Source organism: Duganella sp. GW821-FHT07G03 (assembly GCF_059418605.1).
Genome location: NZ_JBWKQE010000013.1, coordinates 16,024 through 34,761, shown reverse-complemented (window position 1 = coordinate 34,761; position 18,738 = coordinate 16,024). Strand labels below are relative to the sequence as shown.

General features: G+C 61.7%; 17 protein-coding genes, 1 tRNA gene and 1 pseudogene. 11 read left to right on the top strand and 8 right to left on the bottom strand.

The annotated features are described in order from the left end of the window. Positions 1-23 precede the first annotated feature (23 nt). A complete protein-coding gene (locus AC07OK_RS17495; RefSeq protein ID WP_494691502.1) occupies positions 24-2,396 on the top strand; it encodes a DNA polymerase II in 2,373 nt (790 codons plus the stop codon). Between the two features lie 13 nt (positions 2,397-2,409). Then, positions 2,410-3,207: an isocitrate lyase/PEP mutase family protein gene (locus AC07OK_RS17490; RefSeq protein ID WP_494691501.1), complete on the top strand. Its 798-nt coding sequence runs from the start codon at positions 2,410-2,412 to the stop codon at positions 3,205-3,207. Positions 3,208-3,245: 38 nt separating this feature from the next. Here the strand turns inward: AC07OK_RS17490 and AC07OK_RS17485 are convergent, their stop codons facing one another. Further along, positions 3,246-3,662 (bottom strand): DoxX family protein, encoded by a 417-nt coding sequence (locus AC07OK_RS17485; RefSeq protein ID WP_494691500.1) that lies wholly within the window; start codon positions 3,660-3,662, stop codon positions 3,246-3,248. A 25-nt stretch (positions 3,663-3,687) separates the two neighbouring features. Next, positions 3,688-4,500 (bottom strand): pirin family protein, encoded by an 813-nt coding sequence (locus AC07OK_RS17480; protein ID WP_494691499.1) that lies wholly within the window; start codon positions 4,498-4,500, stop codon positions 3,688-3,690. 105 nt (positions 4,501-4,605) lie between these two features. Between AC07OK_RS17480 and AC07OK_RS17475 the strand changes: the two genes are divergently transcribed. The 3 genes from AC07OK_RS17475 (at position 4,606) to AC07OK_RS17465 (ending at position 8,330) form a co-directional block, all read left to right on the top strand. After that, a complete protein-coding gene (locus AC07OK_RS17475; protein WP_494691498.1) occupies positions 4,606-5,496 on the top strand; it encodes a LysR family transcriptional regulator in 891 nt (296 codons plus the stop codon). Between the two features lie 85 nt (positions 5,497-5,581). Beyond that, positions 5,582-7,180, top strand: coding sequence for a methyl-accepting chemotaxis protein (locus AC07OK_RS17470; protein WP_494691497.1), 1,599 nt, complete (start codon positions 5,582-5,584; stop codon positions 7,178-7,180). A gap of 400 nt (positions 7,181-7,580) precedes the next feature. After that, positions 7,581-8,330: a PEP-CTERM sorting domain-containing protein gene (locus tag AC07OK_RS17465; RefSeq protein ID WP_494691496.1), complete on the top strand. Its 750-nt coding sequence runs from the start codon at positions 7,581-7,583 to the stop codon at positions 8,328-8,330. Positions 8,331-8,388: 58 nt separating this feature from the next. On the opposite strand, the gene AC07OK_RS17460 is transcribed toward AC07OK_RS17465, so the two are convergent. The 3 genes from AC07OK_RS17460 to AC07OK_RS17450 all read right to left on the bottom strand — a co-directional run bounded on the left by AC07OK_RS17460 (position 8,389) and on the right by AC07OK_RS17450 (position 12,057). Next, complete coding sequence (locus AC07OK_RS17460) at positions 8,389-9,189, bottom strand: hypothetical protein (protein ID WP_494691495.1); 801 nt, start codon at positions 9,187-9,189, stop codon at positions 8,389-8,391. 124 nt (positions 9,190-9,313) lie between these two features. After that, positions 9,314-10,966, bottom strand: a complete 1,653-nt coding sequence (locus AC07OK_RS17455; RefSeq protein WP_494691494.1) for a TonB family protein — start codon at positions 10,964-10,966, stop codon at positions 9,314-9,316. Positions 10,967-11,067: 101 nt separating this feature from the next. After that, complete coding sequence (locus AC07OK_RS17450; RefSeq protein WP_494691493.1) at positions 11,068-12,057, bottom strand: fused MFS/spermidine synthase; 990 nt, start codon at positions 12,055-12,057, stop codon at positions 11,068-11,070. Positions 12,058-12,478: 421 nt separating this feature from the next. Here AC07OK_RS17450 and AC07OK_RS17445 point away from each other — a divergent pair, with 421 nt between their 5' ends. The 4 genes from AC07OK_RS17445 (at position 12,479) to AC07OK_RS17430 (ending at position 14,291) form a co-directional block, all read left to right on the top strand. Next, complete coding sequence (locus tag AC07OK_RS17445; RefSeq protein WP_494691492.1) at positions 12,479-13,324, top strand: fused MFS/spermidine synthase; 846 nt, start codon at positions 12,479-12,481, stop codon at positions 13,322-13,324. 124 nt (positions 13,325-13,448) lie between these two features. Continuing rightward, the gene (locus tag AC07OK_RS17440) at positions 13,449-13,649 is read left to right on the top strand and encodes a CopG family transcriptional regulator (RefSeq protein ID WP_494691491.1); all 201 of its coding nucleotides are present in this window, start codon (positions 13,449-13,451) and stop codon (positions 13,647-13,649) included. Between the two features lie 80 nt (positions 13,650-13,729). Further along, a complete protein-coding gene (locus AC07OK_RS17435; RefSeq protein WP_494691490.1) occupies positions 13,730-13,921 on the top strand; it encodes a CopG family transcriptional regulator in 192 nt (63 codons plus the stop codon). Between the two features lie 16 nt (positions 13,922-13,937). Beyond that, on the top strand, positions 13,938-14,291 hold the full coding sequence (locus AC07OK_RS17430) for a YkgJ family cysteine cluster protein (RefSeq protein WP_494691489.1): 354 nt from the start codon (positions 13,938-13,940) through the stop codon (positions 14,289-14,291). 9 nt (positions 14,292-14,300) lie between these two features. On the opposite strand, the gene AC07OK_RS17425 is transcribed toward AC07OK_RS17430, so the two are convergent. The 3 genes from AC07OK_RS17425 to AC07OK_RS17415 form a co-directional block, all read right to left on the bottom strand. Then, entirely contained in the window at positions 14,301-15,086 is a 786-nt protein-coding gene (locus AC07OK_RS17425) for a fused MFS/spermidine synthase (protein ID WP_494691488.1), read from the bottom strand. A gap of 43 nt (positions 15,087-15,129) precedes the next feature. Further along, complete coding sequence (gene rpsK, locus AC07OK_RS17420) at positions 15,130-15,534, bottom strand: 30S ribosomal protein S11 (protein ID WP_494691487.1); 405 nt, start codon at positions 15,532-15,534, stop codon at positions 15,130-15,132. Between the two features lie 170 nt (positions 15,535-15,704). After that, positions 15,705-15,781 (bottom strand) — tRNA-Pro (locus AC07OK_RS17415). 229 nt (positions 15,782-16,010) lie between these two features. On the opposite strand from AC07OK_RS17415, the gene AC07OK_RS17410 reads away from it, so the two are divergent. Beyond that, entirely contained in the window at positions 16,011-18,347 is a 2,337-nt protein-coding gene (locus AC07OK_RS17410; RefSeq protein WP_494691486.1) for a TonB-dependent receptor, read from the top strand. Between the two features lie 41 nt (positions 18,348-18,388). Further along, a pseudogene (arsC, locus tag AC07OK_RS17405) lies at positions 18,389-18,733 on the top strand (arsenate reductase (glutaredoxin)); the annotation flags it as partial. Between the last annotated feature and the right edge of the window lie 5 nt (positions 18,734-18,738).

Here is an 18,738-nt window from a genome sequence, read left to right as displayed (position 1 = left end):
TGTGCATACAGTATAATTCTGGCATGACGCATACCGCCCAACACGGCTTTATCCTGACTCGCCACTGGCGAGACGCGGCTAATGGGACGGAGATCGACTTCTGGCTGGCGACCGACGACGGCCCGAAAAAAATCCGCCTCACCGCGCAAACCTCGGTGGCTTTCGCCGAGGCCAGGCAGCGTTCGGCCATCGAGGCGCTGATCGGCGATCAGTCCGGCATCGAACTGCGCGAGCTGGCGTTGAAAACCTTCCAGCAGGAGCCGGTCGTTGGCATCTACGCCTCCCGCTACAAGCAGCTGACCGCGCTCGAGCGCACCTTGCGCGAGCACGGCATCAAGATGCTGGAGGCCGATATCCGCCCGCCCGAGCGCTATCTGATGGAGCGCTTCATCACCGCCGCCGTGCAGTTCGAGGGCGGCCGCGCGGAGGGCGCCGCCGTCATTCACAACTGCAAGCTCAAGCCCGCGCCCGACTACCGCCCCAAGCTGAAGATGGTGTCGCTCGATATCGAAACCAGCGCCTTCGAGGATTTGTATTCGATCGCGCTGGAAGGCTGCGGCCAGCGCCAGGTCTACATGCTGGGCGCGCCGCAGCAGTCGTCGCAAGAGATCGACTTCGACCTGGAATACTGCGCCACGCCGCGCCAGCTGATCGAGAAGCTCAACGCCTGGTTCGTGCGCCACGATCCCGATGTGCTGGTCGGCTGGAATGTGGTGCAGTTCGACCTGCGCGTGCTGCAAAAGAACGCCGACAAGCACAAGATCCCGTTGGCGCTGGGCCGCGAAGGCAAGACCATCGAATGGCGCGAGCATCCCGGCAAGCAGGGCTATATGTTCGCGCCGGTGGTCGGCCGCATCGTCCTCGACGGCATCGACGCGCTGAAGGCGGCGTCGTGGACCTTCCCGTCCTTCAGCCTGGAGAGCGTGTCGCAAGCCATGCTGGGCGAGGGCAAGGACATCGGCGACGTCTACGACAAGATGGCCGAAATCGAACGCCGCTTCCACCAGGACAAGCCGGCGCTGGCCCACTACAACCTGAAGGACTGCGAGCTGGTCACGCGCATCTTCGACCAGGCCAATCTGCTGGCCTTCATGATCGAGCGCGCCACGGTGACCGGCTTGCAGGCCGACCACCTGGGCGGATCGATCGCCGCCTTCGGCCACCACTACCTGCCGCGCATGCACCGCGAAGGCTATGTCGCGCCCAGCGTCGGCGACGTCTCCGGCGGCGCTTCGCCGGGCGGCTTCGTCATGGACTCCAAGCCCGGCCTGTATGACTCGGTCGTGGTGCTCGATTACAAAAGCCTGTATCCGTCCATCATCCGCACCTTCCTGGTCGACCCGGTCGGCCTGGTGGAAGGCGAAAACGCGGCCGACCAGTCGACCGTGGTGGAGGGCGTCAACGGCACCGTGTTCTCGCGCACGCGCCACTGCCTGCCCGAGATCACCACGCAAATCTGGAAGCAGCGCGACGCCGCCAAGCGCGCCAGGAACGAACCGCTGTCGCAGGCCTTGAAGCTGCTGATGAACTCCTTCTGCGGCGTGCTGGGCGCGACCGAATGCCGCTTCTTCAATCCGCGCCTGGTCTCCTCGGTCACGCTGCGCGGCCACCAGATGATGAAGCAGACCCGCGAACTGGTCGAGGCGGAAGGCTACGACGTCATCTACGGTGATACGGATTCCATCTTCATCTGGCTGAAAAAGGAGTACGCGAACAGCGAGGCGCTGGCCATCGGTGTAGGTCTGGCGGACAAGATCAACAGCTGGTGGCGCACCATGCTGATGGAAAAGCACGGCCTCGAATGCCACCTCGAAATCGAATTCGACACGCACTATCAGAAGTTCTTCATGCCGACCATCCGCGGCACGGAAATGGGCAGCAAGAAGCGCTACGCCGGCCTGACCATCAACGCCAGGGGCGAAGAAGAGGTCATCTATCGCGGCCTGGAGGTGGCGCGCAGCGACTGGACGCCGCTGGCGCAGCAGTTCCAGCAAGGCCTGTTCAAGCGCATCTTCAAGGACGAGCCCTACCAGGAATTCGTGCGCGACTACGCCCGCAAGACCATGTCCGGCGACTACGACGAGCTGCTGGTGTACCGCAAGCGCCTGCGCCAGCGGCTGGACGAATACAAGGTCAACGTGCCGCCGCAAGTGCGCGCCGCGCGTCTGGCCGATGAGTACAATCAGGCGCAGCATCGCCCGCTGCGCTACCAGAACGGCGGCTGGATCAGCTATGTGATGACCACCAGCGGACCCGAACCGACCGAGGTGATGCGCTCGAATATCGACTACGAGCACTACCTGACCAAGCAGCTGCAGCCGATCGCCGATTCGATCCTGCTGCCGATGCACGATAGTTTTACCAACCTGACCACGGCGCAAGCCAGTCTTTTCTAAACACGGAGATAGCATGAGCGATTTCAAGAAACTGCACGACGGAAGTAAACTGCTGCACCTGCCGAACGCCTGGGACGCCGGCAGCGCACGATTGTTCGAAAGCCTGGGCGCACCGGCCATCGCCACCACCAGCGCCGGCGTGGCCTGGGCCGCCGGCTATGCCGATAGCAACAACATGCCGGTCGACGTGGCGGTCAACGTCGCCGCCAACATCGCGCGCGTGTTGACGGTGCCCTTGTCGGTGGATTTGGAAAACGGCTATTCGGATGATGCCAACGCGGTCGCGCAAACGGTACTGCGCCTGATCGATGTCGGCGTGGCCGGCATCAACCTGGAAGACGGCAACGCCGCGCCGCAATTGCTGGCCGCGAAAATCAGCGCGATCAAAAAGCTGGCGGCGCAGTCGGGCAAGGACATCTTCATCAACATCCGCACCGACGTCTACCTGAAAGGCCAGGCGCCCGAAGGCGAACGGGTGGCCGAAGTACTGAAGCGCGCGGCGCTCTACAAGGAGGCCGGCGCCGACAGCCTGTTCGTGCCGGGCATCTGCAAGGTCGACGAGATCAAGGCGGTGGTGGCTGGCGCCGGCTTGCCGGTCAATGTGATGGACTGGCCGGGCGTGCCGTCCGCCGACGCGCTGCACCAGCTGGGCGTGCGCCGCCTGAGCGCCGGCTCCGGCATCCCGCAAGCCTTGTGGGCGGTTGCCGCCGACATGGCCAGGGACTTCCTGGCCACCGGCAGCGCCGGTCCACTGATCGAGAAAGCGATGCCGTACGGCGAGCTGCAAAAACTGTTTATCGGCGCGCGCTAGCGGCAGGCGCGGCGCTCGATGAGCGCTCAACGTGCATGCTAGGCCGGTTGACGGCCGCCGCTGACGGCGCGGCGGTTATCGAAGCTGTAGGCGCCGGCGCCAAAGGCCAGCACTTGCAGCAGGCCGCCTGCCATCGCGATGTTTTTCAGCAGGTGGATCATCTGGTTCTGGTCGCCCACCGCGTGGTGGAAGGCCAGCCCGGTGACGATGGAAAACGCCGCCAGTCCCGCCGCGACCAGGCGGGTCTGGATGCCGAACGCCAGCAGCAGGCCGCCGCCCAGTTCCACGGCGATCGCCACGACCAGGGCCAGCATCGGCAGCGGCAGCCCGGATGAGGCGATATAGCCCATCGTTGCGGCCGGGGCGGCCAGCTTGCCGATGCCGCTCATGACGAAGATGGTGGCCATCAGCACGCGGCCGACTGCTGGAATGACGGAGGTGTTAGTGTTGTTCATGATCGTTCCTTTGCTATGAGTGGGATTACATCAAGTTAGCCGAACGCAGTTGGCTGCCGATGCGTTCGATTTCTGTTTCGCCCTGCGCCAGTGCGGCCTCGCTGGTGTGTACCGAGTAATAGCCCGTGACCAGTTCGTGCGGATGCTTGACCGCCGAGCCGAGCACGAATTCCGTCTCGCCTTCGGCGACGAAGTCGATGGCCTGGCCGCCTTCCTCGAACACCGCCAGCTCGCGGCCGATCACGGCCTCGCCCACCCGCAGCGCACCGTCCGCCAGCGCGACCCAGGCCACGTCATGGCCGGCGGGTGGCTGGTAGCTCCAGCGTTCGCCGTCACGCAGCTTCACGTGCAGGTAGGTGAGCGATGCACGCGGCTGAATGCGGCTGGCGGCGTCGCCGTAGCGGCCGAGGATCACCCGCGCCGGGCCGCTGCCGGCCACATGCTCCGCCGCCAGGTACTGGCTGTGCGCCGGGCCGTTTTCATCTTCCGGCGGCAGCGCCAGCCACAGCTGGAAGCCGTGCACCGGCACGTTTTCGGCGGGACCGCCGTCGTGCCAGACGCCATTGCCGGCGTTCATCCACTCGACGCCGCCGGTGTGCAGCACGCCTTCGCTGCCGGTGGTTTCGCGGTAGGCCATCGCACCTTCCAGGATCACGGTGGTGGTGGCGATGCCGGAATGCGGATGCATGCCCATCTTGCCGCCGCGGCCCGCTTCCATGCGGAAGCGGTCGAGGAAGACGAACGGCTTGATCAGCTGGCCCACGTCGCCGGGACTGGCCAGGCGGGTGATGGGGCCTCGGGTGTTGCCTTTGGTGCGGAATGCGATGTTGCGGTTCATTTGCTTGCTCCTTGTTGGTTGCAGTGCATGGAGAGCATCTTAGGCCGGCGCTATCCATCTGAATAGCCTATATAATTGGATGGATAGTATCCAAGGAGTAGATGCATGCTTGACGCCATGTCGTTGGACCAGCTGCGCACCTTTATCGCCGCCGCTGACGAAGGAAGTTTCTCGGCCGCCGGCCGCAAGCTGCGGCGGGCGCAGTCGGTGGTCAGCACCACGCTGGCCAACCTGGAGCAGCAGGTGGGCTTCGCGCTGTTCGAGCGCACCGGCCGCTACCCGCAGCTGACGGAGGCGGGCACGGCCTTGCTGGAACAGGCACGCGCCGCCGTCGGCGGCATGGATGCGTTCAAGGCCAAGGCGCGCACGCTGGCAGAAGGGCTGGAGCCGGAACTGGCGGTGGCGGTCGACGTGATGTTCCCGATCGCCACGCTGACGGCGGCGGTGCAGGCGTTCAAGGCGGCCTTTCCCACCACGCCGCTGCGGCTGTACGTGGAAGCGCTGGGGGCGGTGGTGCAGCCCTTGATCGCCGGCAGTTGCCGGGTGGCGATCATCGGCTCGCTGCCGGAAATCCCGCCCGGCTGCGCGTCGGAATTCCTGCTCAGCGTGAAGGCGGTGTGCGTGGCGGCGCCCTGCCATCCGTTGGCGGCGGCGCCAGGCCAGATCCCGCAGGCGGAGGCCGCGCAGCACGTGCAGCTGGTGCTGACCGACCGTTCGACGCTGACGGCTGGCCGCAACTTCGGCGTGGTGGCGGCGCAGACCTGGCGGCTGGCCGACCTCGGCGCCAAGCATGCCTTCCTGCGCGCCGGCCTGGGCTGGGGTTACATGCCGCTGCACATGGTCGAGGATGACCTGCGCACCGGCAAGCTGGTGTGCATCGCGCTGGAGGCGCACGCGCCGCTGGGGCCGGGATTTTCGATGCACGCCATCCACCTGCGCGACCATCCGCCGGGGCCGGCCGGGCGCTGGTTCATCAACCAGCTGAAGCTGGTGTAAGGCGTTGCTAGCATACAACTAGTGCAACTTGGCATTTCACATGCGTCGGAGCATCATGGACAGCTCAACAATGAAGGAGCTCTCCATGAATCTGGCGAATCTCAGGATTGCGGTGCGGCTGGGCTTGCTGGGTGGCTTTGTCTTTGTCGCGCTGGTCGCGGTGGGCGTGGGCGGCTGGAGAGCCATCGCGTCCGGCAACGCCCGCAGCGCCGCCGCGCTCGAGCGCGCCAGCATCCTCAGCGACGCCATCGACACCACCCGCAGCGCGCAGGTGGAATTCAAGAACCAGGTCCAGGCCTTCAAGAACATCCTGATGCGGGGCGCCGAGGCGGAGAAGTACACGGCGGCGTTCAAGAAGTCCGCCGCTCTGACCGACTCCGAGCTGGGCAAGGCCAAGGAATTGATGGCCAAGGTCGGCGTCGATACCGCGTTGGTGGACGACACGCTGCACGCGCACCAGGAAATGAGCGGCAAGTTCTTGCAGGCGCTGGCGCCGTACCAGCCCGACTCGCCCGACAGCGCGCGCGCCGTCGATGCATCGGTGCGCAGCATCGACCGGGCGCCGACCAAGAAAATCGACGACATCGTGCTGTTCATCGAGGGCGAATCGCACCGCCTGCTGGCCGGCATGGCGGAGGAGCGCGAGGGCGCCCAGCGCCGCTCGGCCATCATGTTGTTCGGCGTGGTGGCCACCACGCTGGTGGTCGGCGGGCTGGCCGTGGCCTGGCTGGCGCGCAGCATCACGACGCCGCTGAACGCCGCCATCGCCATCGCGCAGACCGTGGCTAGCGGCGATCTGAGCGCGGAGATCGATGTCTCCAGCACGGATGAAATCGGCACCTTGCTCGATGCGCTCAAGCACATGCAGGACAGCCTGGCCGGCATCGTCAGCAAGGTGCGGGCCGGCACCGAGGCGATCGCCAACGCCTCGCAGGAAATCGCCAGCGGCAACCTCGACCTGTCGGCGCGCACCGAGGAACAGGCCAGCTCGCTGAGCGAGACCGCCGCGTCGATGGGCCAGCTGACCGCCACCGTCAAGCAGAACGGCGAGAACGCCAACCAGGCCAGCACGCTGGCCGGCAACGCCTCGCAGGTGGCGGTGCGCGGCGGCGAGGCGGTGGCGCAGGTGATCGACACCATGGGCTCGATCAATGAGTCGTCGAAGAAGATCGTCGACATCATCGGCGTGATCGATGGCATCGCCTTCCAGACCAATATCCTGGCGCTCAACGCGGCGGTGGAGGCGGCGCGCGCCGGCGAGCAGGGGCGGGGCTTCGCGGTGGTGGCGTCGGAAGTGCGCAACCTGGCCCAGCGTTCGGCGGCGGCGGCCAAGGAAATCAAGGAGCTCATCAGCGATTCGGTCGCCAAGGTCGAAACCGGCAGCCGGCTGGTCGGCCAGGCCGGCAGCACCATGGACGATGTGGTGGCCAGCGTGCGCAGCGTCAGCACCATCATCAGCGAGATCGCCGTCGCCAGCGGCACGCAGAACGAAGGCATCGACCAGGTCAACCTCGCCATCGCCCAGATGGACAGCGTGACCCAGCAGAACGCCGCGCTGGTGGAAGAGGCGGCGGCCGCCGCAGAGGCGATGCAGCAGCAGGCGCTGAGCCTTGCCGAAGCGGTGAGCGTCTTCAAGATCGCCGGCCACCAGCGCAATGCCGTGGCGCTACGCGGTGCGGTCTGACGGCGTCGGTCGTTGTAGCAAAAAACAAACATTGTCCCGTTGCCCCCGGCTGTCGCAGGCGACGGCGTTTGTTCCTTTCCACGCGGTCAAATTTCCTTGACGTTTAAATTATTTCCTCATAGGAGAGCGGCGTTGTTTCGCCCTCCTGCTAACTGCCAGTTACAAGTTTCCACTAGGAATAGCGGTTGCATACTGAGAAACTTGGTTACATTTTCCTTACAATTTAGTGTCGTGTTGTCTTTGACAGACGGGTTCGCCGATCACAGAATCGGCCTCACACCGGCTTACAAAAACGCCAATTTTTAGGCGTTTTCAACCTTGGCAACGTGCTACCGCGCGTGGCCGAAAGGGCGGTGTGGTGTTAGCGGTATCCCTCTAACCTGTGTGTAAAGGAAAAACCATGACTTTGAATAAAGCAATGATGGCCTTGCTGCTGTCCCTGGCCGGCGGTGCCGCGATGGCCGTGCCACATTCCGCAACGGTCGACTTCTCCAAGGGGCTGGAAGGCTGGTCGGGCATGCAGCCCCTCGACGGCAACGGCGGTTCCGGCATCGACACCGGCATGGGCCACGGCGCGCCTGCGCTGCGCACCGTGATGGAGAACTTTGGCGTGGACTGGCGCACCAGCAGCAACCAGGCCTTCCTCGGCGACTACACCAAGCTGTCGGGCGTGACCTTGGGCCTGGACATCTCGGCGCAGCAGATTTACTTCTTCAACCGCGAGGTGTCGCGCAACGTGATCGTCGAGCTGCGCGACTACGACAACACGCCTGCCGGCTTGCCCTACACCAGCGTGTTTTACAACCTCGGCAGTATCGACTCGACCAAGGGCTGGCAGCATCTGTCGGTGACTATCGGTGACACCAATGCGACGGCGCTGCCTGCCGGATGGGGCGGATACGGCGGCCCCGACGGGCACGGGCCGACGCTGCCGGCCGGTCGCACCTTCGCCAGCGTGCTGGCCAGTGTCGACGAGGTCGTGTTCACGACCTTGCAGCCCGGCTATGTGTACGGCTACACCAACTTCGACATCGCGATCGACAACGTGAGGATCACCGCCGTGCCGGAGCCGTCGACCTACGGCATGCTGCTCGGCGGCATGGGACTGGTCGGCTGGATGGCGCGCCGCAAAGCGCGTACGGTGGCGTAAGCCTGCTGCATCGTTGTCGGAGAGTGGGGCCCCGCCCTCCGATCGATGCGTGGCGGATCTATTTGGCGGCGGGCGGCGGCAGCTCCGAATACTCCTTGAGCAAGGCGGAGAATTCCCGCACGCCGGCGGTGCCCAGCCAGGTCCACATTCTCTCCACCTGGGCGGTATGGGCGGCGTAGTAGCTGGTGCTGGTAGCCAGCCAGACATGGTCGGAAAAAATCGGCTGCGTCAGCCTGACGATGGCGCCTTTGTAGGTTTGGGCGATGTAAGCGTCCATGTCGTTCGGCGAGGTGACGGAGACCGCGAAGCCGTCGATTCGGTTGAGCTTGAGCTTCTCGAAATTGCGCGCGATATCGACCGCGCCGCTGTCGACTTTCAGGCCCAGGCCCAGCATGCGGGCCTTGTAGCTCGATCCCAGCGTGATGCCCAGCGAGCGGTTTTGAAAATAACTGGCGGGGTCGGTGGCCGGCGGTATCCGGTCGGCGCTGCGGACGAACACGACGATGTTCAGCGCCAGTGCGCGCGCAATGTCGGGCTGATGGTTTTTGTCGAGCGGGAAGACGATGCCGGCAGCGTCCGCGGCGCTGGAGTCCATTGGGGCGAACGCTATCTCGCCAGCGACCAGGGCCGGCTTGATGCGCATCACCGGCAGGCGTTTCAAGTCCGCCTGGCATCCCGCGCTGGCCGCGAAGCGCTGCACCAGTTCCGCCGACGCGCCGGGCTTGGCGGGCACGGCGGTGCCGGTTCCCAGCCAGTACGGCGGTCTTTCCTGGTCAAGGTAGCCGATTTTTACCGGTTCGCAGGCCGCCGCGCCGCCCGCGCTGAGGGCGAAAGTCACCGCGAAAATGCCGAATTTCATGAGTCGTCCAGATGCCAACAATAGTTATTGCCAGCATTATGACAGTAGCTATCCGGATACGCTGATTTGCACACGACAAACGGACGAGCGGCCGACGCCGTGATGCGGCATCGGCGCCAGGCTGTCAGTCCAGCGTCCACACATAGGTCATCGTGGCCCAGACCGGTTCGCCCTGGCCGTCGCTGCCGGCCGGTTTGAACCTGCACTGCGTGAGCGCCTTGCGCGCCGCCTTGTCCAGATCGGGGAAGCCGCTGGACTTCTGCACCTTCGACTCGATTACCCTGCCGTCATTGCCCACCAGCAGCGCCAGCAGGACGGTGCCGCTTTCGCCGCTCAGGTAGGAATTGGCCGGATATTTGGGCGGGACGCAAGCTCGGGCATCGACGATGACGGCGGTGCGCGGCGCGGCATGGCTGGCGCTGGCCGCATTGGTGCTGGCGGCGGGCGGCGCGCTGGCCCGGCTGGCGTCGGCCACCGCCTTGGCGTCGCTGCGCGCAGGCTCGGCCGCGACCGGCCGCTCAGCCTCCCGCACGGTCTCAGGCGCTGCTGCGGGCTTGGCCGCCAGTGCCGGTGGCGGGGCGGAACTTGCTTTGGGCGCCTCGGCCGCCTTGACCGGTTCGGCTGCTTTCGCCGGCGGGGGCGACTGCTTGGCGTTGGATGCCTGGGTAGGCACGTCCAGCTTGTGCAGGCCCAGACCCATGCTCTTTAACATGGCGGTCAGGCGCTCGTATTCGGATGCCTTGGTGGCGGCGGGGCTAGCCGCCGGCGGCGCTTTCGGCGCCGCGGCAGGCTTGGGCGCCTCGGCGGAATCCGCACCCGGGCTGGACCGCCCCGGCACCTGGGGCGCGCTGACAGCAGACGACGTTGTTTTGGAGTCATTGTCCGTGGCTGGCGCCAACGGTTCAGGGGCCGGGGCATACATGGCCGCCTGTTCAAGGCGCATCATCGATTGGTTGTCTTTCCAGACTATCCATAAGATGACGGCGACGGCCAGGACGATGAAACCGACCAGCAGGGTGGTATTGCGTACCCCGCGGCCTTGCGCGTGCTTGCGCATGAAGGCGAGCCAGGTATCCAGGCTTTTTCGCGGCGTGCGATCCGACGTGTCCGCCGCCGGGCGGCCAGTCCGGCCCGACTCATCCATGTCAAACGGCGTATAGACAACGGTGGAGTCGGGCAGATCGACGGTGCTTTGAAAACCGTAATGCCTCTCGCGGGCGCGCTGCTCGCTCAGGATCTGCAAATCGTACAGTTCTCGTTGATCCGCATCAGACAACACGCTGTAAGCGGCGTTCAAGCGCGCCATCATTTGTTCGGCTTGATGGTTCCCGATATTTTTATCCGGGTGATGCTTTTGCGATAGCGAACGATAGGCCGCGCGGATGACCTCTTGGGGCGCGTCGCGGGTGACGTTGAGACTCTCGTAATGGCTGTGAAGTTTTGTCATCGGATATGGCTGCAACGATTGATTTCTGGCGCCCCAGAGGACTGGGAACTTGCAATTTTGTTCAGTGATGCAAGATACTATATTGAAATCATTGTTGAAATGCAGTTCCGTGCCCAGGTTTTGAAAAAATGGCTTAAATACAACAGTTGTGGAATGCACACAGTTGCACTTGGGGCTGTTGCAAGCCTGGCGCCGTTCGTTCTTGCGCGTGGCGGCCAGCCGGCGACGAAGCGCCCCCTCCGGCAGCAGGTCCGCGCAGAAGGGCTGCAACTGGCCGCGCTCCCGGTACACTGCCGGGGCAAAATGGTTACTCAGCGTTTCCGGTGTCACTTGCCCGGCGCCAGACCGATTTGACTATCTACCGCGCCGACTCGTCTCATGCTGTTCTCGCCGGCTTGAGTTTTCATCGTTTTAATGGGGAAATTGCCGAACTATTTGGCGAACGCGGTTTTTGGTCGAAGATTAATTGCCTTTTGTTCAGCCAGAATACGCTGAGCCGTTGCGCGCAGGATCACTGGGTGCAATTTCGTCAGCTGTAGCATCCGTTTTTGCAGTATTCCCCTGTCTAATTTCATCGCGTCGCCTTTGGCGGCGAAGGCGATCATATTCAAGGAGTCAAGCGCATTGATCGTAATGACTGAATCACCAAAACTGCTGCGCATACGGTCTACATAAATTTCTGTCTGCCACAAATCGCCGCCGAGAAGATTCACTACCATCAGGCCATCGGGCGCCAAAGCCTGGTGGCAGTCCTGGTAGAATCGATGGCTGCATAATTGAGCCGGCTGTCCGTCGTTGTCAAATCCATCGACTAGCAATACATCAAACTCGCCGTCCGCGCCGCGCACGAATTCCGCGCCATCCACGCATGCCACGTTAAATCGCTCGTCGTCCTTGGGGACGAAGAATTGGTCGCGCAAATCGATCACTTTCCGATCAATTTCCGCGACCGAGATGATGGATTGGGGGAGGTGGCGATAGCAAAATTTAGCCAGGGAACCGCCACCCAGGCCTATCATGCCGATGCTCTGCGGATTTGGTTTAAATAACAGAAAACCCATCATGGACTGTGTGTAGGCCAAGACCAGATCGTCGGGGTCGTCCAGATTCATTTCACTCTGGATTGAGATGCCATCGAACATCAGCGCCAAAGATTTTCGCTTTCTGTAAAGCATTGGCTGGTCGTCGCGGGCGAGGGTAAGTAAATCTGTGAGTTTTTCCAGAAGTAAAACAACGCAATTATTGCGAGGGGGGAGTTTTTCGGCGATTAATGTGGCGGAAATATAAAATTCCAGACCCCGCATCAGATGCGGCGGAGGAATCATCTGAAAATATCGAAGCGAAAGTCTTGCGAGTATGGTTTTTACCTGCAACTCAAAAAAAGGCGACGGGCAGGGTTTTCGCATTTTTCGGTATAACATTTTACTCGGCTGGTTTGTTGTGGGCGCCATCGACGAAATCAATTGATTGAACTGATGACTTCGCACCTGTGCTCTGCGCAGAAATATTCACAACTGGTCTTCAGCATGCGCTTGCTATATTCCTTGATGGTAAGGGGCCGGACCTGCCAAACATGGTCCGTATCCGCCTGCCTGGGACATTGCGTCACGGTGGAAGCCATCGTCGAGTGATTTTCAATTTTCTTCATGTTCGTCCAGACGTTTTTATGCTGTATTGATGCCCCCATGCAAGCTGGGAAGATGGGGCGGCTCGTCGGTATACATTACCATAGTATGATAATGTGCATATCATAGAATTCATGTAGAATGCTTGTTTTATGTGCACCCTCACCGCCGCTTCCCTGTTCGGAATTGAGGAATTTATAGTCTTGGCTGGGATCAAATGTTGAACTTGAACGATGACTACGCGATGCACTCGAATCGTTTTGCTGAGGTGCTGGCCTGCAGCCAGGGCAAACCCTTCGCGTTTGATCATGGCGGCATGCGTACCTTGCATTTCGACGGGCGCTATATTCAAAGCGCCATGCGCATCGTTGCGCCTGATGAGTTGCTGTTGAGTTATACGCGGGCGATGATGGCTTTTTTGCTGGCCAAGCAGTCGCCACGTCATATCTTGATGATAGGCTTGGGCGGTGGCTCGTTGGCCAAGTTTTGCTACCGCCACTTGCCGGCAACGCGCATAACCGTGCTGGAATTGGACCGCGATGTCATCGCGCTCAGACGGCAATTCGTTTTACCTGAGGACGATGAACGCTTCCAGATCGTTCATGTCGATGCGGAGCACTATCTGTCCAGCATGCAGCATACGGTCGACGTCATTTTGCATGATGGTTTTGTGGCGGACGGACTGGCGCCTGAACTCAGCACCGAAAAGTTTTATCGGCGCTGTAGCGAGGTGCTCGATAGTGACGGTGTGCTGGTGTCGAACGTCTTTGGGACGACGGATGATTTGATGCCCGTGATGACGCGCATGTGGAAGGCTTTTGGGCCGAAGTTATGGTGGGGCGACCCGTCCGGTTGCATCAATCGCATCATCCTTGCGACGAAGGACGTGGGCCTCATGGCGCAGCGTTCGGCGCTGGTAAAACGGGCTGAACAACTTGACCTGCAGCATGGCCTGGCGCTGGGCGAATTTGTCGACAGGCTGAAAACCGCACACAACAAGAGTGACGCGGAATTTGATGCGATCGCCGGCTATGATGCTGGCGCCACCTTCATGCCATATTGATCGCCTGGGCGTGGCCGAGGCGGGTGCCCGCACCGTTTTCGGGCATTACGCCGCGCCGGCGGTTTTGGAATGGGATGCTCATTCAATTATAATATCGCCATTCTCAGCGGCTTAGGACATGATCATGGAAAGCAAAACGGCGCGGATGACCGTGCTGGTCGACCCGATAAAGAAGCAGGCATTCGAACGACTGTGCGCGAGCCAGGATTTGACGCCGTCACAAGTGTTGCGTCAGCTTATGCGTGACTATATGGAAAGTTTCGGTGTCGACTACAGTACCAAAAGTCGAATTGGCAAGAAGCAAGTTGAAGAGGAAGCCGCCTAGTCGCGCCTCCCGCAAGTCAGGTCCTCATGGAATTGAATTATAATAAAATTATAATCAACTAGCCGATCTCCGCATAGACCATGGAAACCAAGTCCGCCCGCATGACTATTTTGCTTGATCCCGCCAAGAAAAAAGCATTTGAAGAGTTGTGTGCTGCCCAAGATCTGACGCCTTCCCAAGTTCTGCGTCGACTGATGCGCGAATATCTTGAACAGCATGGCGTTGCATACAGCACGAAAAATACACTCGGTTTGCCCTCGCAGAAAAAATAGACCTTAGGTGTACGGTATGGCTGGGCATAGTCAAAAAATTAAATTCTTCCGTCAGCAAATACCGCAGTTTGACTGCGTTCCCGGCTGTCACGATTGTTGTGGGCCGGTGCGCACTTCGACGGAGGAGATCGCCAGGTTGCCGGTAAAGAGCGACGCTGAGCACGACGCCGCGCTCGCCGCGTGGAGTTGCCCCTATCTGGGTGACTGCGGCTGTGAAGTGTACGCCGAGCGCCCCCTGATTTGCCGTTTGTTCGGCACCACGCCGCAACTGAAATGTCCACGCGGCCGGCGGCCGGTGGAAATGATTTCGCCGGTAGTCGAGAAAGAAATATTCAGCTACTTTACTGAGGTGCGTCACGTGCTGCTTTGAGCGCGAGCGTCAACCGGATGCGGCTTCCTGGTGCTGCGCGGCATAGGCACCTGGCAGGGTGGCGTGGCGACTGCTGTTTCCAGCGAATATGACGCAGTTATTGCTGTCTGGCACATCGCTTTGCCACATATGATCGCCAAATTCCGCGAGCAGTCGCGTCATCAAGTGCCAAAAGTGTGATCCGTCTCGTGAGAGATTTGCGACCAGCATCCCATCGGGAGTGAGCAGCTGGCGGCACTTCTGGTAGAAGCCAGCCGAGCTGAGTTCGGCTGGCTGGCCATGGGCGTCAAAACCATCCAGCAGCAGCACGTCGACGTCGGGCGTAGCCGTCGCGACAAAATCGGCGCCGTCGGCATGCACCACTTGAAACCGCTCGTTGTCCGGAGGAATCATGAACTGGTCTCTCAGGGCAATCACGTTCGCGTCTATCTCCACCACCGTGATTCGTGCCGAGGCCAGGTGCCGATAACAATACTTCGCCAACGAGCCGCCGCCTAGTCCGATCATCAGGATATGCTGTGGCGAAGAGATGAATTGCCGGAAGTTCATCATCACCCGCGTGTAGCTGAGCGCAAGCGCAGTCGGGGCCGACACCCACATTGCGCTCTGTATGTATTTTTCCTCGAAATGCAGGGAGCGGACATTTCCCTCATTAAATACAAACGGCCTGCCATTGCTTTCTTTTAGCAACTGCTCGAAACGCGGCTGAGGAATCTCGCCGGCAGGCAATTGTGGCGCCGTGTGGTGATCGGCGTTGGCCGAGCATGCGCCATGTTTCAACAACGTAGCAGGCAAGTTCTATCCTTCGCTGGACCTATGCCTGGTCGACACCGCCATATCAGATGCGACGCCGCTTGGGCGGACGGCAGCCGTTATGCGGCATGGGGGTCACATCCTGGACCTCGAGTATCTTTATGCCGAGACTGTTCAAAGCGCGTACCGCCGATTCGCGACCAGGTCCGGGACCTTTGATGCGCACCTCGAGGCTTTGAACGCCATACTCAATTGCAACTTTCCCAGCTGCGTCGGCGGCAACCTGGGCTGCAAATGCGGTCGATTTGCGCGAACCTTTGAACCCTGCGCCACCGGACGTTGCCCAGGAAAGGGCATTGCCTTGGCGATCAGTGATGGTGACGATCGTGTTATTGAACGATGCGTGCACATGCGCGACCCCGGCGCTGACATTCCTGCTGGCCTTCTTCCGGGTGCGTGCCGATGCTACTTTGCTGGTCGATTTTGCCATATTCCTCCTCGTTAAGCGTGCATCTTATCACTCTTTAATGTAAATTTCATGATAATGCCATTATCATGAAAGATGAGCTGAATGTTCCAGGTCGCCGCCGCCGTCAGGGGCGCGAAAGAAAAGGCAGGAGTTTTCACCGGTGCTGGTGGAATGATGCGGGCGGAGAGTGGTGGTCGGGGTGAGAGGATTCGAACCTCCGGCCTCTGCGTCCCGAACGCAGCGCTCTACCAGGCTGAGCCACACCCCGACTCTGGAGTAATTACATCAGAATTTTGCGCGTTTTTCAACTGTATGCGGGCGGCAGGGACTTGCTCGATATCAACCCGTTTACCACTCATTTGTGACTAAATGCCAACGCCAGCCGCACGAATGGCCGGTTTCTTGCTTTGCAAAAAGATCAAGATGGTTAATATGGTCAAATATATCAATACGCATTATTTTGGGGCGGCGCCCTCACTGACATGGGAAGATCTGACATGAAGATACGGCAAACGATGATGTGCAGCGCGGTGGCTGCGGCGATGGCGGCGATGGCGGGCCCGGCGTGGGCGCAGGTCAAACCGTCCGACGAGATCGAAGTGGTCAAGGTGACCGCGCAAAAGCGCAAGGAAGATCCGGCCAAGGTGGCCATGAGCATCACCGCCGTCACCGGCGCCCAGCTCCAGGCCGAGCACGTGAACGACTTCACCGACCTGACCCGCGTGGTGCCCAACATCTCCTTCACCGCCGCCAGCGGCAACGGCGGCGCCGGTCCCGGCACCGAGAACATCGAGATCCGCGGCATCAGCTCGACGGCCGGCGCGGCCACGGTCGGCATCTACCTGGGCGATGTCTCCATCACCGTCGGCAATGTCTACACCATGGGCACGGTCGAGCCGAAGTTCTTCGACATCGACCGCGTCGAAGTGCTGCGCGGGCCGCAGGCCACCTTGTACGGCGCCAGCTCGATGGGCGGCACCATCAAGTTCGTGCCGAACGAGCCGGACCTGAAGGAGCGCGAGTTCACCACCTACGGCGAGCTGTCCAACACCAAGGGCGGCAGCGGCAACTACGCGGCCAATATGGTGGCCAACTTCCCGCTGATCCAGGACGAGCTGGCGCTGCGCATCGGCGTGCAGGCCCAGCACACGGGCGGCTACATCAACCAGGTCGACGGCGACGGCAACGTCCTGGCCAACAACATCAACAAGCTCAGCGACCAGGAAATGCGGGTGGCGCTGAAGTGGAAGCCGATCCGTTCGCTGACGATCACGCCGTCGGTCTACTATCAGAAGGTGGATGCGAAAGACATCGCCGCCTTCAACCTGGACCGGCCTTTCTACCAGGCGCAGAAGCAGGTGCGCGAACCGTCCAAGGATACGCTGCTGACCCCCAGCGTGACCGTCAACTGGGACCTGGGCGCGATGGACCTGACCTCGGCCACCAGCTACTTCGAGCGCAAGTTCGACCGCACGCAGAACGGCTCGGCCTACAACAGCTATTCACTGTCGACCTTCCTGACCTCGACCGAGGACGGCGGCAAGGCGCCGCCGGAACTGATCGCGGCCATTGCCGGCCTGCCGTCGGCGGTCTACCTGAACAACCAGGTGCGCCAGGCGTCGCAGGAATTCCGCCTCGCCTCGCGGCCGTATGATGCCAGCGTGTCGCCGTGGACCTGGCTGGCCGGGACTTACTTCTCCAACCAGCACACCAACATCATCGAGAACGATCCGATCTTCGGCGTGACCGACACCTTCAAGAGCTTCGGCTTCGACATCGCCGATCCGGACCTGCTGCCGGACGCGCGGCCCGGCCAGTTCCCGAACGATAACTCGTTCGCCGGCGCCTTCCACTTCCGCGAGAAGCAAAGCTCGATCTTCGGCGAGGTCAATTACTACTTTACGCCGACCGTGCACGCCACCGTCGGCGCGCGCTACCTGAAGGCCGACTCCACGCTGGACCAGCGCAACGGCAACTACCTGGCCGGCGCCGGCAACAACAGCAGCGCCAGTTCCTCGTCCAAGGCCTTCACGCCGAAGTATGCGCTGACGTGGGAAGTCAATCCGACCAACACCGTCTACACCAGCGTGGCCAAGGGCTTCCGTCTGGGCGGCAACAACATCTACGTGCCGCCGACCACCTGCTCGCAAGACCTGGAGGCGAACGGCCTGACCAAGGGCCCGGATGCGTATTCGTCCGACAGCCTGTGGAGCTACGAGGTGGGCAGCAAGTCGCGTTTCCTCAACAACCGCGTCACGGTCAACGCCGACGTGTTCTATGTGAAGTGGAAGAACATCCAGCAGGGCGTCTACCTGCCGACCTGCGCCTACACCTACAACGCCAACGCCGGCGACGCCACCAGCAAGGGCTTCGAGTTCGACATCAAGGCCAAGCCGCTGCCGGGCCTGACCTTGACCGCCTCGGCCGGCTACGTCAAGGCCGAGCTGTCCAACGACGAGGGCTCGCGCAACGGCGTGGTCGGCGCGGTGGCCGGTGCGCAGGTGCAGGGCGTGCCGAAATATAACGCCGCCTTCAACGCCACCTACAACTTCGCGGCGTTCGGCGACAAGAGCGCCTACGTGATGGGCGGCATGCAGTGGGTGGGCGCCAGCAAGGGCTCGCTCAATCCGGCGCAGACCGACTACGAGCGGCCGGCCTACCACAGCACCGACTTCAGCGCCGGCATGTCCTTCGACCGCTACAACGTCAGCCTGTTCGTCAAGAACGCCTTCGATACCGACACGGTGATCCAGCATCCGCAGGTGGCGTCCATCGTGCAGGGTTACCGGCTGGCGCCGCGCAGCATAGGCGTGAGCGTGGCGGCGAAGTTTTAAGCGATAATGCTGCCTTTGAATTGACACGCAAAGGCAGCATCATGAGCATCACGATTTATCACAACAACGCCTGCGGCACTTCGCGCAAGACGCTGGAAGCGATACGTGCCACCGGCGTCGAGCCGGAGATCGTCGACTACGTGAAGAGCCCGCCGTCGCGCGAGGCGCTGAAGGCGATGATCGCCAGGGCCGGCCTGACCGCGCGCGCCGCCATGCGCGACAAGGGCGAGCTGTACGACGAACTGGGTCTGGCCGACACCGCGCTGTCCGATGACGCATTGCTGGACGCGATGATGGCCCATCCGATCCTGATCAACCGCCCCTTCGTGGTGACCGACAAAGGCGTGCGCCTGTGCCGTCCATCCGAGCTGGTGCTGGAACTGCTGTAACC